General features: G+C 66.6%; 16 protein-coding genes. 9 read left to right on the plus strand and 7 right to left on the minus strand.

Annotated elements, in window-relative coordinates:
• Nucleotide 1 precedes the first annotated feature (1 nt).
• The 3 genes from WS70_RS16010 to WS70_RS16020 are packed head-to-tail and all read right to left on the minus strand — an operon-like array spanning nucleotide 2 to nucleotide 5,434.
• Nucleotides 2-364, minus strand: coding sequence for a BMA_0021/BMA_0022 family TOMM bacteriocin (locus WS70_RS16010; protein WP_059471753.1), 363 nt, complete (start codon nucleotides 362-364; stop codon nucleotides 2-4).
• On the minus strand, nucleotides 361-4,425 hold the full coding sequence (locus tag WS70_RS16015) for a TOMM system kinase/cyclase fusion protein (protein ID WP_059596760.1): 4,065 nt from the start codon (nucleotides 4,423-4,425) through the stop codon (nucleotides 361-363). Before WS70_RS16015 ends, WS70_RS16010 begins: the two co-directional genes overlap by 4 nt.
• 10 nt (nucleotides 4,426-4,435) lie before the next feature.
• Nucleotides 4,436-5,434 (minus strand): FHA domain-containing protein, encoded by a 999-nt coding sequence (locus WS70_RS16020; protein ID WP_162498981.1) that lies wholly within the window; start codon nucleotides 5,432-5,434, stop codon nucleotides 4,436-4,438.
• Between the two features lie 269 nt (nucleotides 5,435-5,703).
• On the opposite strand from WS70_RS16020, the gene WS70_RS16025 reads away from it, so the two are divergent.
• The 4 genes from WS70_RS16025 (at nucleotide 5,704) to WS70_RS16045 (ending at nucleotide 7,470) form a co-directional block, all read left to right on the plus strand.
• Entirely contained in the window at nucleotides 5,704-6,057 is a 354-nt protein-coding gene (locus WS70_RS16025) for a hypothetical protein (protein ID WP_010101657.1), read from the plus strand.
• A gap of 278 nt (nucleotides 6,058-6,335) precedes the next feature.
• A complete protein-coding gene (locus WS70_RS31605; protein WP_156438183.1) occupies nucleotides 6,336-6,659 on the plus strand; it encodes a hypothetical protein in 324 nt (107 codons plus the stop codon).
• Nucleotides 6,660-6,689: 30 nt separating this feature from the next.
• Nucleotides 6,690-7,067: a hypothetical protein gene (locus WS70_RS16040; RefSeq protein WP_059596862.1), complete on the plus strand. Its 378-nt coding sequence runs from the start codon at nucleotides 6,690-6,692 to the stop codon at nucleotides 7,065-7,067.
• Between the two features lie 61 nt (nucleotides 7,068-7,128).
• A complete protein-coding gene (locus tag WS70_RS16045; RefSeq protein WP_059471756.1) occupies nucleotides 7,129-7,470 on the plus strand; it encodes a hypothetical protein in 342 nt (113 codons plus the stop codon).
• A 737-nt stretch (nucleotides 7,471-8,207) separates the two neighbouring features.
• Here WS70_RS16045 and WS70_RS16050 read toward each other — a convergent pair.
• A complete protein-coding gene (locus WS70_RS16050) occupies nucleotides 8,208-8,900 on the minus strand; it encodes a hypothetical protein (RefSeq protein WP_059596761.1) in 693 nt (230 codons plus the stop codon).
• A 532-nt stretch (nucleotides 8,901-9,432) separates the two neighbouring features.
• Here WS70_RS16050 and WS70_RS16055 point away from each other — a divergent pair.
• The 3 genes from WS70_RS16055 to WS70_RS31610 all read left to right on the plus strand — a co-directional run bounded on the left by WS70_RS16055 (nucleotide 9,433) and on the right by WS70_RS31610 (nucleotide 10,857).
• A complete protein-coding gene (locus WS70_RS16055) occupies nucleotides 9,433-9,750 on the plus strand; it encodes a hypothetical protein (RefSeq protein WP_059471758.1) in 318 nt (105 codons plus the stop codon).
• Nucleotides 9,751-9,914: 164 nt separating this feature from the next.
• Nucleotides 9,915-10,199, plus strand: a complete 285-nt coding sequence (locus tag WS70_RS16060) for a hypothetical protein (RefSeq protein ID WP_059596762.1) — start codon at nucleotides 9,915-9,917, stop codon at nucleotides 10,197-10,199.
• Between the two features lie 490 nt (nucleotides 10,200-10,689).
• Entirely contained in the window at nucleotides 10,690-10,857 is a 168-nt protein-coding gene (locus WS70_RS31610) for a hypothetical protein (RefSeq protein ID WP_156438185.1), read from the plus strand.
• A 29-nt stretch (nucleotides 10,858-10,886) separates the two neighbouring features.
• Here the strand turns inward: WS70_RS31610 and WS70_RS16065 are convergent, their stop codons facing one another.
• On the minus strand, nucleotides 10,887-11,432 hold the full coding sequence (locus WS70_RS16065) for a single-stranded DNA-binding protein (protein ID WP_059596763.1): 546 nt from the start codon (nucleotides 11,430-11,432) through the stop codon (nucleotides 10,887-10,889).
• A 112-nt stretch (nucleotides 11,433-11,544) separates the two neighbouring features.
• Nucleotides 11,545-12,732, minus strand: coding sequence for an MFS transporter (locus WS70_RS16070; RefSeq protein WP_059471761.1), 1,188 nt, complete (start codon nucleotides 12,730-12,732; stop codon nucleotides 11,545-11,547).
• A gap of 212 nt (nucleotides 12,733-12,944) precedes the next feature.
• Between WS70_RS16070 and uvrA the strand changes: the two genes are divergently transcribed.
• Together uvrA and WS70_RS16085 are read left to right on the plus strand one after the other, a co-directional pair.
• Complete coding sequence (uvrA, locus tag WS70_RS16080) at nucleotides 12,945-15,812, plus strand: excinuclease ABC subunit UvrA (protein ID WP_059596764.1); 2,868 nt, start codon at nucleotides 12,945-12,947, stop codon at nucleotides 15,810-15,812.
• Nucleotides 15,813-16,051: 239 nt separating this feature from the next.
• Entirely contained in the window at nucleotides 16,052-17,137 is a 1,086-nt protein-coding gene (locus WS70_RS16085) for an AI-2E family transporter (protein WP_059471763.1), read from the plus strand.
• A gap of 169 nt (nucleotides 17,138-17,306) precedes the next feature.
• Here the strand turns inward: WS70_RS16085 and purU are convergent, their stop codons facing one another.
• Nucleotides 17,307-18,188, minus strand: a complete 882-nt coding sequence (purU, locus tag WS70_RS16090) for a formyltetrahydrofolate deformylase (protein ID WP_059471764.1) — start codon at nucleotides 18,186-18,188, stop codon at nucleotides 17,307-17,309.
• Between the last annotated feature and the right edge of the window lie 41 nt (nucleotides 18,189-18,229).

Consider the following 18,229-nt stretch of genomic DNA (forward strand, 5'->3'; position numbering starts at 1 on the left):
GTCAGATCTCCTTGCGGTCCGGTCCAAACAGACTGATGTGCTTCGCGTTGTACGCGGCGAGCGCGGCCGCCCGCTCTTCCGGCGGCGGCGCCGGCGGCAGCGCAAGCTCGAGCGTGTTGGTCTCGTTCGTCGTCCAGCCGCCGTTTATACGCGGCGCCCACGTCGCGCTGTCCTCATGCACCTTCAGATGCATCTTCATCGGGAACCGATAGTCGAAGTACTCGTGCAGCGCTTCGACCGGGTCGTCGATCAGTTGCGCGCGAAACTTCGGGTCGTGCCAGGCCGCCGCGATCGCCTGCACGATCACGGCGCGGTATTCGAGAAACTGGTCGTACGACGGCATATTAGGGCCTTGGTCCATCATCGCTCTTCTCCCGTGGTTGAACGGAGTTCTCGTTGCAACTCGCGCAGCTCCGCCTGCGCTTTCTTCACGATTCGAGCCATGCCGCCCTGCTTCGCGACGGCGGCAGCCTGCACGCACAACGCCTCGACGGCGTCGCCCGCGCGGCGCCCGTGCGCTTCGTGCACGCAGCGCGCTTTCTTGAGCAGCAGTTCAGCGACGTAGTAGCGCTCGTCCGTCGATTCGGCGAGCGCGAGACACTCGTCGAGCGTCGCAACGGCGGCATGCCAATCGCCGCGCGCGGCGTCGATGTCGGCGACGACCGACGCGTAATAAGTGAGTCCCAGCAAGCATCCCGATACGCGCAGCGCGTCGACGTTCGCGAGCGCCGCGTCGCGATCGCCGCCGCACCACGCGTGCACGACGGCCGCGTAGCGCTCGACCGCATTGAGCCCGTAGCAGCGCGACAGCCGCAGCACCGCGTCCGACGTCACGCGCGCGCCGTCGCGATCGCCCGCGCATTGCTGCATCCGCGCGAGATACATCATCGTCACGCCGATCGTCGGCAGATGATCGCTGCAGGTCGCGAGATGGACCGCATCGTGCGCGAGCGCGAGCGTATGCGCGACGTCGTCGTCGATGCCCCACAGCACGCTCGCGCGCGCGGTCAGCGCCCAGGCGCGCGTATCGAGGCCGAACGTGCGGCGATGGTCGGCGTCGCGGCGCGGGTCGTACGCGGCGAGCGCCGCATCGAACGCGTCGAGCGCGAGCGTGTAGTGGCCGTCGATCCAGAGGCTCATCCCGCGCAGCGTGTCGGCGGCGACGCCGAGATCCGCGAGCGCCGACGCGCGCGCGAGATCCGACAGCTGCGCGCCGATGCGGCGCACCGCCGCACGATCGCCCGCGACGTGGTGATACACGGCGACCGTCCACAACGCGCTCGCCGCCGCCTTCGCGTCGCGCAGCGCGCCGACGCGCGACAGCACGCGGTCGGTGTGCTCGCGCACGCGCGGCTCGCCCCAGCCGTCGCGCGCCATCTGCGCGTGCGCGAGCGTCAGGTCGACCGCGACCGCATCTTCTTCCTGCCCCGGATAATCGCAATGCAGCAGCCAGCCGCGCACGGCGCCCGCATAGCGGATCGCGTCGTCGTGCAGCGCACGCTCGAGCGCGCGGCGCGCCGAAGCAATGCCGTGCGGCACCGCTTCGGCGAACGCATGCGCGTGCGCGAAATGATCGGCGATGCTCGCGGACCGCGCCGCCGGATCGCCGCCCGCGGGACGCGCGAGCAACGCCTGCGCGACACGCCGGTGATTCGCGCGGCGCATCGCGGCCGGCATCGATTCATACGCGGCCTCGCGCAGCAGCGCGTGACGGAACACGTACGTCGCGCCGCCGATCCGGTGCTGCGCGTACAGCACGCGGCCTTCGAGCAGCCGCCTCAGACGATCGTCGAGCGCCGCGCCCGCATGCGGCGACGCGTCGGCGAGCAGCCGCGCGTCGACTTCGAGGCCGATCGTCGCGGCGAGCTGCACGGTGTCGAGCGCGTCGTCCGCGTGTTCGAGCGCGAGCTCGAGCGTCTCGCGCAGGCTGCCAGGCAGCGGGCAGCGCCCCGCCTCGGCGAGATCCGGCAAGCGCCCGCCTGCCGCCGGCGCGATGCCGCCGAAAGCGAGCGCGCGCATCGTTTCCTCGACGTACAGCGGCACGCCGCCCGTGCGCTTCACGAGGAAGTCGAGCGCCGCGCGGTCCGCGCCGGCATCGGGCATCAGCGACACGATCAGGTTGCGCGTCGCGGCGGCCGACAGGCGGCGCAACATGAGCCGCTCGGTGCCGCCGCGCCAGCGCTCGAGTTGTTCCGGCCGCGACGTCAGCACGACGCACACCGCCGCGCAGGCCGGGTGATGCGCGAGCGCGTCGAGAAAATCGCCTGTCGCGCTGTCGACCCATTGCACGTCGTCGACGATCAGGAGCACGGGACCGCCGCCGCCGAGCGAGCCGAGCAACTGGCACAGCACGTCGAAGAGCGCCTGCTGCTGCCGCGCGCCCGACCAGCGCAGCTTGTCGGCACCGCCCGGCAGGCCGAGCCACGCGGCGAGCGTCGCGCGCGCGGACGCGCGATCGCCGTCGAACACTTCGAGCATCCGGTCGAGCGCCTGCGGATCGCCCGCATCGAGCTGCCAGTGCGCACGCACGAAGCGCAGGATCGGAAACAGCGCGTGGTTCGTTTGCTCCGGCAGGCACACGCACGCGGCGCACGCGCCGTGCTGCGCACGCACCGTCTCGCGCAGCGCGTGCACGAGCCGCGACTTGCCGATCCCCGGCTCGCCGACGACGAGCGTCGCGCGCCGCGCGGCCGCGTGCTTGCCGCCCGCCGCTGCGCGCACCGCGTCGCGCCACGCGCGCGCGAGCGCCGCCTGCTCGCGATCGCGTCCGACGATCGGCGCCGCGTCGCCGAGTTCGAGCGACTCGAACGGCCCGCGCTCGTAGCGCTCGCCGAGCAGCTCGCGCACCGGTTGCGGCGCCGCGCCGGGCGCGGCGAACGCGAGCGGAGTCGCCGCGGCGTCGACGTGACGCTCGAGCGCGCGCGCCGCTTCGTCGCTCAACAGGATGCGGCCCGGCTGCGCGACGCGCTGCAGGCCGACGGCCGCGCTCGCGATCGCGCCGCCCGACGCGCCGCGCGCATTCGCGAGCGCCGTGCCGACATGGATCGCGCCCGCGATCTCGACGCGCCACGCGGGCTCACCCGCGCCGTCGGCCACCGGCTGCGGCGCGCTCGCCGCCTGCCCCGCCTGCCGCGTCATTTCGAGCGCCGCGCGGCACGCGCGCTGCGCGGGCCGATCGATCCCTTCCGGATAGCCGAAGTAGAACAGCAGCGTGTCGCCGAGCGCGCCCGCGACATGGCCGCCATAGCGCACCGCAATGTCCGAGCAGCGTGTGAGCCAGTGCGCGTGGAACGCATCGAGCGCCTCTTCGGCCGCCGCCGCGTCGTCCGGCTGCGCGCCGTCCGCGACGACCGCGACGCGACAGCACAGCGCAGTGACCTGCCGCCGTCCGACGGGCGCGTCGACGGCGGTCTGCCCGCCGCGCTCGCTGTACGCGACACCCGGCTCCGCCTGCGCGCGCGGCCCGTAGCGCAAGCCGCCGACGAGCGCCGGAAAATGGATCGCGCGAAACCGGTTCGCAAGCGCCTGTGCGGATTCCGCACGCTGCCGCGGATCCTTGTTCAGCGCATCGCGCAGCACGTCGCCGATCGGATGCGCGGCGATCGCAGGCGGCAGCGCGACATCGACAGGGCTCAGATGCTGATACAGCACGTCCGCGACGCTCGCGCCCTGCATCACCGGATGCCCGGTCAGGCATTCGATCACCATCAGGCCCCACGCGTAGAAGTCGCTTTTCGCGGTCGGCGGCTCGCCGCGCAGTTGCTCCGGCGCGCAATACTGCGGCGAGCCGAGCACCTCGGTCGTCGCGGTGAGCGTCAGCTCGTCGGCCGCATGCGCATCCGGCAGCAGCGCGCCGATTCCGAAGTCGAGGATCTTCGCGCGCGGCTCGCCGTCGATCGTCGTCACCATCACGTTCTGCGGCTTCAGATCGCGATGCACGACGCCGCTCGCGTGCGCGTGCGCGAGACCGTCGAGCACCTGCGCCATCAGCGCGCCCGTCGCCTCGGCGGGCAACGCGCCGTCGGCCGCGAGCAGCGCACGCAGCGTGCGGCCCGCGACGTGCTCGAACACCGCGAACAGCACGCCGTCCGGCGTCTCGCCGCTGTCGAGCAGCGCGACGACGTTCGGATGCGACAGCCGCGCGCACAGCGCCATCTCGCGGCGAAAGCGCGCGCGCAGGCGGGCGCTTTCGCGCACGCCGCGCGGCGCATCCTCACGCAGCAGCTTGACGGCGACGCGCTGCGACGTGTCGAGCCGGCTCGCTTCATGCACACGGCCCGCGCCGCCTTCGCCGAGCACGGCGCCGAGCCGGTAGCGATGCTCGCCCTGCAGCTCATCGCCTTCGCCGGGCAGCGGCGGCGCCGGCATGCGCGACGCGTGGCGATTGCCGGCGTGCGCGCGTTCGGCCAGAACGGAAGAAGACATGAAGTGCCGCTCAGCCCAGCGGGGCGGGCGAGACGAACGTCGATGCGCCGCGCGCGGCCGGTTCGGGTATCGGCGCGAAAGCGTCGGCCTCGACCGACTGGCATTCGAGCCGGTCGCCGCGCACGACGCGGAACGCGAGCGCGCCGAACCGCACGCCGCCGCGGCGGCGCTCGACGAGCTCGGGAGAGCCGGGGGACAGGAGCGGCAGGAATTGCGTGCGGGCGCGATGGATCTGTACGTTGACGTGCGATTCGTCGAGACCGAGCATGCGTGCGAGCACGTCGAGCTCGATCCAGCCCTGCGACGCGGCGTCGTAGCCCGCTTGAGCATCGGCGAAACGCGCGCGTGCGAGCGTCACGAGACAGTAGTGATGGGCGCGCGCGCCGAGATCGACGACGCCGCCGCGCGTGTGCAGCGTCGCCGTCACGTGCTCCTCGTCGCGGCTCACCGTGAAGTCGATTCGCTGCGGCAGCGTCGCATCCTGCGCGGCGCGCGGCAGCGCGGCCGTCATGCTGCGATGCGCGAGCACCAATTGCCATGCGAAATCGCCGCAGATCACCGCATCGCCATCGTGCAGCACGCGCGGCGGCGCCGTGTCGTCGCAGAGCCAGTCGCCCTGCGCGGAGCGGCTGACGGTGATCGCCGCGCCCGGTAGCGCCTGCGCGCGATCGAGCGTGATCGGCTGCGCGGGCGAACGCAGCGGCCACAGCATGTCGACGGGCTCGCCGAGATGACGGGCCCGCCAGCGAACCGAGCCGGCGCTGCCGAACTGGATCAGGTCGCCGTCGGTCAGCACGACCCGTTCGCCTTCGCCGACGAATCTCCCGGACACGAACGTGCCGTTGCGGCCGTGGTCGTGCAGTTCCCACTGCCCCGCCGCCCAGCAGATGCTCGCATGGATGCGCGACACGTAAGGATCGGCGATGACCGTGTCGCAGCGCTGCGGATCGCGACCCAATACGTGGTGCGCGCGCAGCAGACAGGCTTCCCCGGAAAGACCGTTTTCCAATAACGCCATTTCGTCGACCTGCGGAAAAATGCACGACAACCTGTGGCACCGCTATATGGATATCGTGCGCGTCTTATGTGAATGATTGACGGTCGAATATCAGATTCTGTTGAATCATAGGCAAGCGCCGCATCAGCGACAAGGCGTAATTGGATGTAATGGATTTCGTTGATCGTCTCGCCTACGTTTTGTTTCACCGGCACATCCGTATGCCGGCGAAGATTCAATATTCCGAAAATGTGACGGATATCTAGCGTTTGGAGACCATCATGGGATTCTATGGACCCGAGCCGTTCGAAAAAGCGCGCGCCACGTACGTGTGGCTGGGCCTGCGCGTACCCGGCGCCCTCATCGTTGAGGTGGAAGGCAACGCGCCTCGCTTCACGACTGGCATTCAACTGGTACGCGATCCACACTTCGTCGGCGGACTGAAGGTGGACGTGATGGGCTGGACGGGGCCGCTGTCGAGCGGCACGCAGCCATACCGGGTGCGACATACGTTCCAGGGCGTATTCCATCCGACGATCGTCGTCCACGGCAGCAACAAGACCGAGGTCGTCGAGGTCAAGCAGATCCCGCACGAAGAAGCCGACGCGTTCCTGCAGGCGCTCGACGCCGCGTGATCGCGGCGCGCCGGCCGGGTCGGAACCGGCCGGCGGCGGCGAACGCCGCATTCCGAATCGTTTGCACGACAATCGGAGACGAGCGCTTTAAAAGCCAGAAAATCGCCGAACAAGAACAAGCGAACGAAAGCACCCGGCGTCCGGCAACGGATCGCCGGTTTTTTTATCGCAAGTCCGCCGGTCTCTCGAAACGAGCGCGCCGCATCGCGATTATCGAGAGACAAATGCGCGACGCGCCGCGTTGAATGTGTTTCGATCCCGATGCTTCGCGATTGCGAATGTCGGCGACATCGCATTCATTGCCGACTGTCACGGTCGATGAATACGTCGATCGGAATCGGGACGATTTCGTGCGTGCATGTGTGCACGTGTGCATGCCGGCGGAATTGCTTGGCGACACGCGGCGGCGAAATCGATTTCGCATCGAGCCGCGGCTGCATGCGTCGATGCGAACCGAGGCGCGCCGCAGACCCACGATCCACCGCACACCGCCCGTCGCGCGCGACGTAATCGAGTGTAATGGATTTCGCCGCCCCGCCGCCGTACTGTTCGTTTCACCGGCACTGCCGCATGCCGGCAACGATGCTTCTCTCGATACATGACGCTGCGGGAAGCGGCGCGTGGAGACCAACATGAGTTCGTCGGACATCATCCAACCACGCCGGGTCCTCGTCTCGGTCGCGAGCGCAAAGGCTATGTATACGGCCTTGAGCCCGCACGTGCCGGGCTTCTTCCATATCATCGCGGAAGGCGAAGCGCCGCTCTTCGTCGGCAACATTCACCTCGCGCACGATCCCGGCTTCATCGGCGGGGTGCTCCTCCAGGTGGTGGGCATCGCCGGACGCCCGTCGCCGAGCGTCAAGAAGTACCGGACGCCGACTTGCTCGTTCGAGAGTCAGTATCACAAGGAGATCTTCATCCGTGGCGCGAACGGGATCATTCCCGTCAGCGTCGGGCTGTTCTGTCATGACGCCGCGCAAGCGCCCGCGGCGACGCTCGACGCCGAGTGAGCCGGCGAACGCCGCGCTTCCGCTCCGATCGATCGCCTGACGACAACAACAGAGAACGGGCATGAACCAAGACCTGCTCGCACATATTCGGGCCGACCAGCTCGACGAGAGTATTTTCAACGCGTCCGGACATTCGGTGACGATCGGTCCGGTCACGCTGGAGTTTCGCGTCAGCGGGAAACCGGCTTCCGCGACGGCCGAGCTGTACATCGCGCGGCAGTTGATCGGCGGCTGCACGCTGAACCCCGCGCATCCGAGCGGCAAGTTCGGCGGCGCGGTCGACAAGCTGAAGTCCGAAGTCGATCTGACGCTCGACGTGCCCGGTAAGAAGCTGGACTACAGGCTTACCGTCTGCGCGCCGATCATCGGAGGCACGAGCAAGAGCGGCACGCTCGGCCTGTGACCGTCGAACGAGGGCCGGCTGACTGCGAACCGGCCGCCGCGGATTGCCGCGGCGGCGGCAAGCGGGGCACGCGCGGCGGACATCGGCTTCGGCAAATCGTGCGCCGTCGATCCGAAACGGCGCCCGGCAGACCGCGCATCGTCTGTCCGGAATAAAAACTATTTCGGTAGCACCTTGGTATCGTTTCGCGATAATGCAGGCACGCCCGTCCGAATGCGGCGGGATCGACAAAACAAGAAGCGCGCAAACGAAAAACCCGGTGATCCGGTCAGGATCGCCGGGTTTTGTTTTTACCGGCCGCAGCCGAGGACGACGTGCGAGCGGCGCAGCGATCCCGCTTTCGTTTCGCCGATTCCCACATCGGATTGAAATACGTCTGTCAGGATGCCGAATGAGAAGGCGCGGCGGGGGCGTGGCCGGCTTCCCTGAAGCGCCCCGGGGATGAAGAGAGCGGGAGCATATCCGATTCCAACGGGAGAACTCGGGGTCACCGCATTTATAGCACCGTTACGCGGAACGGCGCGTGCAACGGCCGCTTCCGGTCGCCGCGGCCGTCCCTTGTGGGTCGCCTCCGGCCCGATCCGATTATAAAAACCTACAGGCCAATGATCCCAGCCTTATGCGTGAGCTTTGAGAGTTCCCGGCGGGAATGGCCCGCTCCTGCGATGCATTTCCGCGCCCCCTCCTCCAAAACCCAAACCACCGGCATTCAATCGCATCGCCGACATCAACATCGCTTACAACGGATGAGCCGCCCCCGCCTGCAACAACAACGACACAGCGACCGGATCGGGCATACCGTCTGCGTCGATCGCGCCCGCTCCCGCGAGCGCGCCGAGATCGCTGTCAACGCCCGCTTGTCCGACGACGAACGGCGTCGTCAGAAACGCCGGCGCCGTCAGCGTGACCGCATAGCGCTGCTGGAGGTTCGTGACGACTGCCGCTTGCGCGGCCAGCACGTCGGTCTGATTTTCCAGCACCTGCTGGAAGCGCGAATTGCCCGGAAAATCCCCGATCAGATGGGCCGTGTTCGTACCCAGCTGCGAAGCGAGGTAAACCAGCATCAGCTCGGTCTCGGGCGTCGCATTGAACGTGCCGCCGGCAAATGCCAGCGAATGCAGCGTCGTGCCGCCGGAACTCACGGAGATGACACAGGGAAGCGTGGCATTGAACGTGATGCTGTAGTGCCCGCCGCCATCCGACAGGGTAGCGCCCGAACCCTGCGCACAATCGACGTTGACCATCGCACTCGCCAGCGCCCGGCCAGTGGCGGCCGTGCCGGATAGGGAGATGGTCTGCATGCCGTTTTCGTTGAAACATCCGTCGAAGCCGAAGCAGGCGTCGCCGCCGCACGCGTAAAGCGTCGCAAGCGAAGCAACGCAAAGTGCGCCCAGTGTCGGGCGAACGAAGCGCACGCTGTGAATGTTCATGGCCCGTGCAGTCGATAGAAAGAGGAAAAAACGACTGGTTCCACGCCAGACGACAGGCGCTACGTCCCATTCTAGATCGTGGGTTCCGAAACCGCTGATCGCGTCGATCCCATTCGCGACCGCATTTGTTCTCGCGTCATGAAGCGCCAGCAGCGTTGGGTTATCGCAGCAGTCGTCGTGCAAGGACGCGGTGCGCCGTACCGACACTTTGCGACACTGGATGGATTCGCATGCCACGATCGTCATCGGACAGCGAAAGGCTAACGGCCTTATCGACGACTTCCACACCATCCGGCGGCCGCTTGACTCTGGAATCCGTCGTTCCCGTGATGATTCGTCGAAGGGTTGCAACGGATCGGCTATCGATACGGCCTTCGGCCGCAAGCGGATAGGCGAAGCGAGAGATTCCCGATACGCTTCACATGTCTGCAAAAACCGAAAACGATACAAAACCCCCACGAACGTCAACCTCCCCTCTCCCCTCCCGCCCCTCAACAGGACTACACTAAAGGCGCTGAAAGCGGAGACAACCATGATTCCTCCCGACCCTGAAAGCACCTTCCGTGGCTTGCCGTTGACACCCGAGCAGGACGCTGAAGTAAGGCATTACATCAAGGTTCGAACGCAGCGCGGTCTGCCGTGGGACACGCCCGAGTTGCAGGCGATGATTCGCGACATGATGCAGCCCCCGGAAGACGACGCCAACGAATCCGATTTCCTGTCTGACGAAGCGAAAGCGGTCGCCGAGCGCGCGATGTCGTCGGTGGAAGACGAGATGGACCCCACCGAGGCGCGCGAGGAATGGCGAGCGGCGATGGAAGCGGAAAACATGAAGGGCCTGCGCCGATAGCCGCCCTCTCCGCGTCCAAGGCCGTCGCGCGCAATGCGCCCCGCCAAGCACGACAGCGAATGTCCGTCATCGACGGTTTCCGCGCGCACGCGCGAGCCGCCGATCGCGTTGGCGTGACTCGCTCACGCCCCGTCCATTAACGTCGAACGCACGAGAGGACGACCATGCGACTGATTGAACCGAGCGAACACGCGGACTATCTCGCGGCCCTGCACAGCTGCGGCCTGTCGGGCAGCGACTTCGCGCTTCGCGAAACGGATACGACCGACCCGAAAAGCGACGAGAACATCGGGCAAATGGGCTTCGTCACGATCACCCGACGATCGACGCACGTGACGAAGGAATACCCGCTCGGCGACGCAAGCGATTGGCTCCTGCACTTCAAGAAGGATCTCGAAGCGGGCGTGTTCGACCAGGCGAACGACAACTCGCACGCCGCCGGGGCGTAACGATCAAGCAATGCGCGGCCGTCCCGCACACGCACGACGACATTACGCCCACCGATACATGCACGGGGGCCGCGGCCTCGACGATTCCGGCGTCTCCGAATCGGGGATGTCGCGCGCGCCATCAGCAAGCCGTAGTCGATCGCGCGATGATCGCAACTGCATCGTCCGCGGACGATCGGTGCGGACGAACAGCACCGGATATCGTGAACACCTGCGTCGAAATGGCTCCACGACCGCTTTGTCCGGAGCCTCGTTGCCCGCATCGCGTTCTCTGGCGACATCCTCATGCACGATTGCCCGTCGCCTATTGCGGCGCATCGCACACGCCCGACGATCTTTCATTCCCGGTCATCCTTAGACTGACGCGACCGACGAGGTCCATTCGAAACGCCGCGCGTGACCGCGCACGGCATCGATCGGTCCGCCGACCCTCAATGGATCGATCGCCCTCCATTACGTTCAACATCTACCTGATGCCGAGGATGACCCGATGATCGACCTGATACTCGAATGGCCGACCTACATCCTGTCGGGGACCATGCCGCCGGATGCGCTGGCCGCCGCGCGAAAGCGCGCCTCCGATCCGATCGTCGCGCGGCGACTTGAAATGTGCAGTCGACAAAAAAGCCCGCAACTGCGAGGGTTGCGAGCTTTTTAGCTACCGCTTCGTGAGATCCGGTCGGGAAATCAGAACGGGATATCGTCGTCCATCTCGTCGAACCCGCCGCCCGCCGGCGCGCTCGGCCGGCTCGCACCACCGCCGCCGCCGCCGCCGCTGCGCGCAGCCGCGCCGCCCGCCGCACGGCCGCCGCCATTGTTGCCGCCGCGCTCGGCATCGCCGCGACCGCCGCCATAACCGCCACCGTAGCCGCCGTCGTCACCGCCGCCGCCCGAACCGCCACGGCCGCCCAGCATCTGCATCTGGTCGGCGACGATCTCGGTCGAATAACGGTCCTGGCCGTCCTGGCTTTGCCACTTGCGCGTGCGGATCCGGCCTTCGATGTATACCGACGAGCCCTTCTTCAGATACTCGCTGACGATCTCGGCAAGACGACCGAAGAACGCCACGCGGTGCCATTCGGTCATTTCCTTGAATTCGCCGGACGCCTTGTCCTTGTAGCGGTCGGTCGTCGCGAGGCGGATGTTCGCTACCGCGTCGCCGCTCGGCAGATAACGCACTTCGGGATCGGCGCCGAGATTGCCGACGAGAATGACCTTGTTGACGGATGCCATGTGTTTCTCCAGTTGATTCGATGCAAAACAGCGCGGCAAAACCGTTCACGGCTTCATCGGCCGGCGTGTGCCGGACCGGAGCACGCCGCGCGCTTAGAAAGGCGTTCGCGTGTCAGGCTTTGCGCGGCGGCTGTTTCATGCCGGCCGCGATTATAAGCCACACGGCTACGAGTGCCGAACACGCGAAAAACACCGTATTCGCGCCGCCGCTCTTCAGCAGCAGGCCGCCCAGGCCGCCGCCAAGCGCGAGCCCGATGGACTGCGTCGTGTTGTACACGCCCGTGGCCGCGCCCTTGCGCGATCCGGGCGCGAGCTTCGACACGAGCGACGGCTGCGACGCCTCCAGAATGTTGAAGCCCAGGAAGTAGACGAACAGGATTGCCGCGACAATCAGAATCGTATGTGTTGCAAAGCCAAGCAACAACTGGCCGATTAGGATAGCTGCAATTCCGCCCAACAGCACGGGCTTCATCTTGCCCTGTTTTTCCGCGACGATGATGGCCGGCACCATCGTCACGAACGCGAGCCCCATCACCGGCAGATAGACCTTCCAGTGCAACGCGACGGGCAAGCCGCCGTCGACGAGCAGCCGCGGCACGACGAGAAAGAGCGCGGTTTGCGTCGCGTGCAGCGCGAGCACGCCGAAATTCAGGCGCAGCAGCTCGACGTTGTGCAGCACTTCGGCAAACGGCGCCGGTACGTGCACGGGCAGCGGCGCGTCCGGCACGACCCACAGCACGACGCCGATCGCGGCGACCGACAGCGCGCCGACGATCGCGAAGAGCCCGCTCATCCCGACCCAATGGAACACGATCGGCGCGCCGACGATCGCGACCGCGAACGACACGCCGATCGAGCCGCCCACCATCGCCATCGCCTTCGTCCGGTTGTGCTCGGACGTGAGGTCGGCGATGAACGCGAGCACCGCCGACGATACCGCCCCCATTCCCTGGATGACGCGGCCGACGATGATCCACGTGATGTCGTGCGCGAACGCCGCGACGAAGCTGCCGAGCGCGAAGATCAGCAGCCCCGTGGCGATCACCGGCTTGCGTCCGAACTTGTCCGACGCCCAGCCGTAAAAAATGTAAAGCAGGGATTGCGTGACGCCGTATGCACCGAGCGCGATGCCGACGAGCACGACGTTGCCGCCGCCGGGAATCGTCTTCGCGTAGACGGAGAACACCGGCATGATCATGAAGAGGCCGAGCATGCGCAGCGCGAAGATCGCCGCGAGCGACGTGGTCGCGCGCAGCTCGGGTGCGCTCATGCGAGTGGAAGTAGCGGACGGATTGGACATCGGGCGTGTGTTCGAGTGAATCGGTAGTCCGCCCGCTGCCGGGCGGCGGAAGATCCGGGCGGGCCGCCTGCCGCCGCGCGCCGCCTCGCTGCGGCTCGGGCGTCGCGAAAGCCCGCCGCCGGCAGGCGCGGGAATTGGTTGGGAGCCTGAAACGACGGACTCGAAAAGTCGTTATAGTAGCAGGTTTGGTTCTCTCATCTTCCGCCGGGTTCATGGAACAAATTCGTATCCGTGGGGCGCGCACCCACAACCTGAAGAACGTCAATCTCGACCTGCCGCGGCACAAATTGATCGTGATCACCGGGCTGTCCGGCTCGGGCAAGTCGTCACTCGCATTCGACACGCTGTACGCAGAAGGCCAGCGGCGCTACGTCGAAAGCCTGTCGGCATACGCGCGCCAATTCCTGCAGTTGATGGAGAAGCCGGATGTCGACCTGATCGAAGGCCTGTCGCCCGCGATCTCGATCGAGCAGAAGGCGACGTCGCACAATCCGCGGTCGACGGTCGGCACCGTCACCGAAATTCACGATTACCTGCGACTTTTGTACGCACGGGTCGGCACGCCGTATTGCCCGGATCACGAGATCCCGCTCGAGGCGCAAAGCGTGTCGCAGATGGTCGACGCCGCGCTCGCGCTGCCCGAGGAGACGAAGCTGATGATCCTCGCTCCCGTCGTCGCGAACCGCAAGGGCGAGCACGCCGAGCTGTTCGAGGAGATGCAGGCGCAGGGCTTCGTGCGCTTTCGCGTCCGCTCGGGCGGCGGCACGGCGAACGAAGGCGTCGCGAAGATCTACGAGGTCGATTCGCTGCCGAAGCTCAAGAAGAACGACAAGCACACGATCGACGTCGTCGTCGATCGCCTGAAGGTGCGCCCGGACATGAAGCAGCGTCTCGCCGAATCGTTCGAGACCGCGCTGCGCCTCGCCGACGGCCGCGCGATCGCACTGGAGATGGATACCGAGCAGGAGCATCTGTTCAGCTCGAAGTTCGCGTGCCCGGTATGCTCGTATTCGCTACAGGAGCTCGAGCCGCGCCTCTTCTCGTTCAACAACCCGATGGGCGCGTGCCCGGAATGCGACGGCCTCGGCCAGATCACGTTCTTCGATCCGAAGCGGGTCGTCGCGCATCCGTCGCTGTCGCTCGCGGCGGGCGCGGTCAAGGGCTGGGACCGGCGCAACCAGTTCTACTTCCAGATGCTGCAAAGCCTCGCGGCGTTCTACGATTTCGACATCGACACCGCGTTCGAGGACCTGCCCGAGAAGATCAAGAAGATCCTGCTGTTCGGCTCCGGCAAGCAGACGATCCCGTTCTCGTACATCAACGAGCGCGGCCGCACGACGATCCGCGAGCACGTGTTCGAAGGGATCATCCCGAATCTCGAGCGCCGCTACCGCGAGACCGATTCGGTCGCGGTCCGCGAGGAGCTCGCGAAGTATCAGAACAACCAGCCGTGCCCGTCGTGCGACGGCACGCGCCTGCGCCGCGAGGCGCGCTTCGTGCGCGTCGGCCAGGGCGACTACGCGCGCGCGATCTACGAAGTGAGCAGCTGGCCGCTGCGCGACACGCTCGGCTACTTCGACGGCCTCTCGCTCGACGGCGCGAAGCGCGAGATCGCCGACAAGGTGATCAAGGAGATCGTCGCGCGGCTCACGTTCCTGAACAACGTCGGCCTCGATTATCTGTCGCTCGAGCGCAGCGCCGAGACGCTGTCGGGCGGCGAGGCGCAGCGCATCCGGCTCGCGTCGCAGATCGGCTCGGGCCTGACAGGCGTGATGTACGTGCTCGACGAGCCATCGATCGGCCTGCACCAGCGCGACAACGATCGCCTGATCGCGACGCTCAAGCACCTGCGCGACCTCGGCAACTCGGTGATCGTCGTCGAGCACGACGAAGACATGATCCGCACGGCCGACTACGTCGTCGACATGGGCCCGGGCGCCGGCGAGCACGGCGGCACGGTGGTCGCCGAAGGCACGCCGAAGCAGGTGCAGGCGAACGGCGATTCGCTGACGGGCCAGTACCTCGTCGGCAAGCGGACGATCGAGTTCCCGGACGAGCGGATCGGGCCCGATTCGGAGCGGATGCTGCGGATCGTCGACGCGCACGGCAACAACCTGAAGCACGTCGACCTCGAGCTGCCGGTCGGCCTCCTGACCTGCATCACCGGCGTGTCCGGCTCCGGCAAGTCGACGCTGATCAATGACACGCTGTATCACGCGGTCGCACGCCACCTGTACGGCTCGTCGGCCGAACCCGCGCCGCACGAGTCGATCGAGGGCCTCGAGCACTTCGACAAGGTGATCAACGTCGACCAATCGCCGATCGGCCGCACGCCGCGCTCGAACCCGGCCACCTACACGGGCGTCTTCACGCCGATCCGCGAGCTGTTCTCGGGCGTGCCGACCTCGAAGGAGCGCGGCTACGATCCGGGCCGCTTCTCGTTCAACGTGAAGGGCGGCCGCTGCGAGTCGTGCCAGGGCGACGGCGTGCTGAAGGTCGAGATGCACTTCCTGCCGGACGTCTACGTGCCGTGCGACGTTTGCCACGGCAAGCGCTACAACCGCGAGACGCTCGAAGTCCAGTACAAGGGCAAGAACATCAGCGAAGTGCTCGACATGACGGTCGAGCACGCGTACGAGTTCTTCAACGCGGTGCCCGTCGTCGCGCGCAAGCTGAAGACGCTGCTTGACGTGGGCCTCGGCTACATCCGGCTCGGCCAGTCGGCGACGACGCTCTCCGGCGGCGAGGCGCAGCGCGTGAAGCTGTCGCTCGAGCTCTCGAAGCGCGACACCGGCCGCACGCTCTACATCCTCGACGAGCCGACGACCGGCCTGCACTTCCACGACATCGCGCTCTTGCTCGAAGTGATCCACCGGCTGCGCGACCAGGGCAACACGGTCGTGATCATCGAGCACAACCTGGACGTCATCAAGACGGCCGACTGGGTGATCGACCTGGGGCCGGAAGGCGGCGCGGGCGGCGGCCAGATCATCGCGCAGGGCACGCCCGAGCAAATCGCGAAGACGAAGGCGAGCTTCACCGGCAGGTACCTCGCGCCGCTCCTCAAGCGCGGCAAGTAAACGGGACGCGGCCGTCCGGGCGCACGCCCGGCCGCCGCCCCCCGGTCCGCGCGCAACGCGCGGCCTCCATCCGCGGCCCCCAAAAGCGGCCCCGACGCGCGGCCGATGCGGCGCCAAATTCTTCCTTACAACATCCTAATATTCAGGTCGATAATCGTTGCTATACTTCGCGGCGATGCAAGGTTATGCCCGCTTGCGGCCACAAGCGCGCCGAATAGCCTCCGAATACAGGGATACTCATGGAGAAGCAATCTGAGCCGCCGCGCGAGCCGCAAACGCGGGAACCGCACCTGCGCAGCGTCCGGCTGACGAGCGATTTCAGCCTGCCGAAGCTTTCGGCGATCGAGATCGGCAGCTACCTCCTCGCCCTCGTCGGCCTGTGGCTCGTCCTGCACCTGAGGCTGCTCGGCGGCCTCTTGGCCGGCCTCCTCGTCTATCAGCTCGTCCACATGATCGCGCCCGCGATCGAACGCCACATGTCGAGCCAGCGCGCGCGCTGGGTCGCGGTCGTGCTGCTGTCGGCGGCGATCGTCGGCGGGCTCGCGGGCCTCACGATCGCGGTCATCGAGCATTTCGAGCACACCGTGCCGAACGCGCAGAACCTGCTCGGCCAGGTGATGCAGATCATCGATCAGGCGCGCATGCGCACGCCCGAGTGGATCTCGAACCTGCTGCCCGTCGACGCCGAGCAGATGCGCACGAAGGCCGCGGGCCTGATGAACAAGCACATGGATCAGCTGCAGCAAGGCGGCAAGAGCGTCGCGCGCGGGTTCGGGCACGTGCTGTTCGGGATGATCATCGGCGCGATGATCGCGATCGGCGTCGATCGCCACAAGCAGCGCCAGCCGCTGTCGACCGCGCTCGTCACGCGGATCTCGCGCTTCTCCGACTCGTTCCGCCGGATCGTCTTCGCGCAGATCAAGATTTCGGCGCTCAACGCGTTCTTCACGGCGCTCTACCTGCTCGTCGCGCTACCGATCTTCCATCAGCGGCTGCCGCTGTCGAAGACGCTCGTGCTCGTCACGTTCATCGCGGGCCTCCTGCCCGTGGTCGGCAATCTGATCTCGAACACGCTGATCGTCGCGGTGTCGCTGTCGGTCAGCATGGGCACCGCGATCGCGTCGCTCGTGTTCCTCGTCGTGATCCACAAGCTCGAATACTTCCTGAACGCGAAGATCATCGGCGGCCAGATCGAATCGCGCGCGTGGGAACTGCTGCTCGCGATGCTCGTGATGGAAGCCGCGTTCGGCGTGCCCGGCGTGATCGCCGCGCCGATCTTCTATGCGTACATCAAGCGCGAGCTGATCTATCTGCGACTCATCTGAGCGCCGCGCGCCGCCGCCCGTCCGCGGGATCTCGCGCCGCCGCATTCTCTAGCAAAAAGAAAGGCCGCGTCCGTCGCCGGACGCGGCCTTCGTTCGTTTCGTTGCGCCGCCGCCCGCCGCCGCGCCTCGCGCGCCGGCCGAGCGGAAAACACGCGCGCGGCTTAGCAGCCTAGCGGAACACCACCGTCTTCGTGCCGTTCAGCACGATCCGGTGCTCGACGTGCCACTTGACCGCGCGCGCGAGCGTCACGCATTCGACGTCGCGGCCGACGGCCGTCAGCTCGTCCGGCGTCATGCTGTGATCGACGCGCTCGACTTCCTGCTCGATGATCGGGCCTTCGTCGAGATCGGTCGTCACATAGTGCGCGGTCGCGCCGATCAGCTTCACGCCGCGATCGAACGCCTGGTAGTACGGCTTCGCGCCCTTGAAGCTCGGCAGGAACGAGTGGTGGATGTTGATCGCGCGGCCGGCGAGCTGCTCGCACATGTTCGGCGACAGGATCTGCATATAGCGCGCGAGCACGACGAGATCGGCCGAATGCTCGTCGATCACCTCGAGCACGCGCGCCTCCTGCGCGGCCTTCGCGTCGGCCGACGCGCCCGCAGCGAGCGGGAAGTGATGGAACGGGATGTCGTAGCTCGCGGCGAGCTGATAGAAATCCTTGTGATTCGACACGATCGCCGAGATCTCGATCGGAAGCTGGCCGGTGCGGTAGCGGAACAACAGGTCGTTCAGGCAGTGGCCGATCTTCGACACGAGGATCACGACGCGCGGCTTCACCGACGCGTCGTGCAGTTCCCAGCGCATCGCGAACTGCTCGGCGAGCGGCGCGAACTCGGCGCGCAGGCCGTCGAGCGCGGTCGCGGCGCCGGCGCCGCTCGTCTGCTCGAAATGCACGCGCATGAAGAATTCGCCGGTGCGGCTGTCGCCGAATTGCGCCGAATCGACGATGTTGCTGCCGCGCTCGAGCAGGAAGCCCGAGACCGCGTGAACGATGCCGCGCCGGTCCGGGCACGACAGTTTCAGGATAAAGCTGTGATCGGCCGACATGACCGCTACTCCCTTTTCTAATCTTCTGAACAATGGATTCG

It is taken from the genome of Burkholderia mayonis (assembly GCF_001523745.2).
Taxonomy (GTDB): domain Bacteria; phylum Pseudomonadota; class Gammaproteobacteria; order Burkholderiales; family Burkholderiaceae; genus Burkholderia; species Burkholderia mayonis.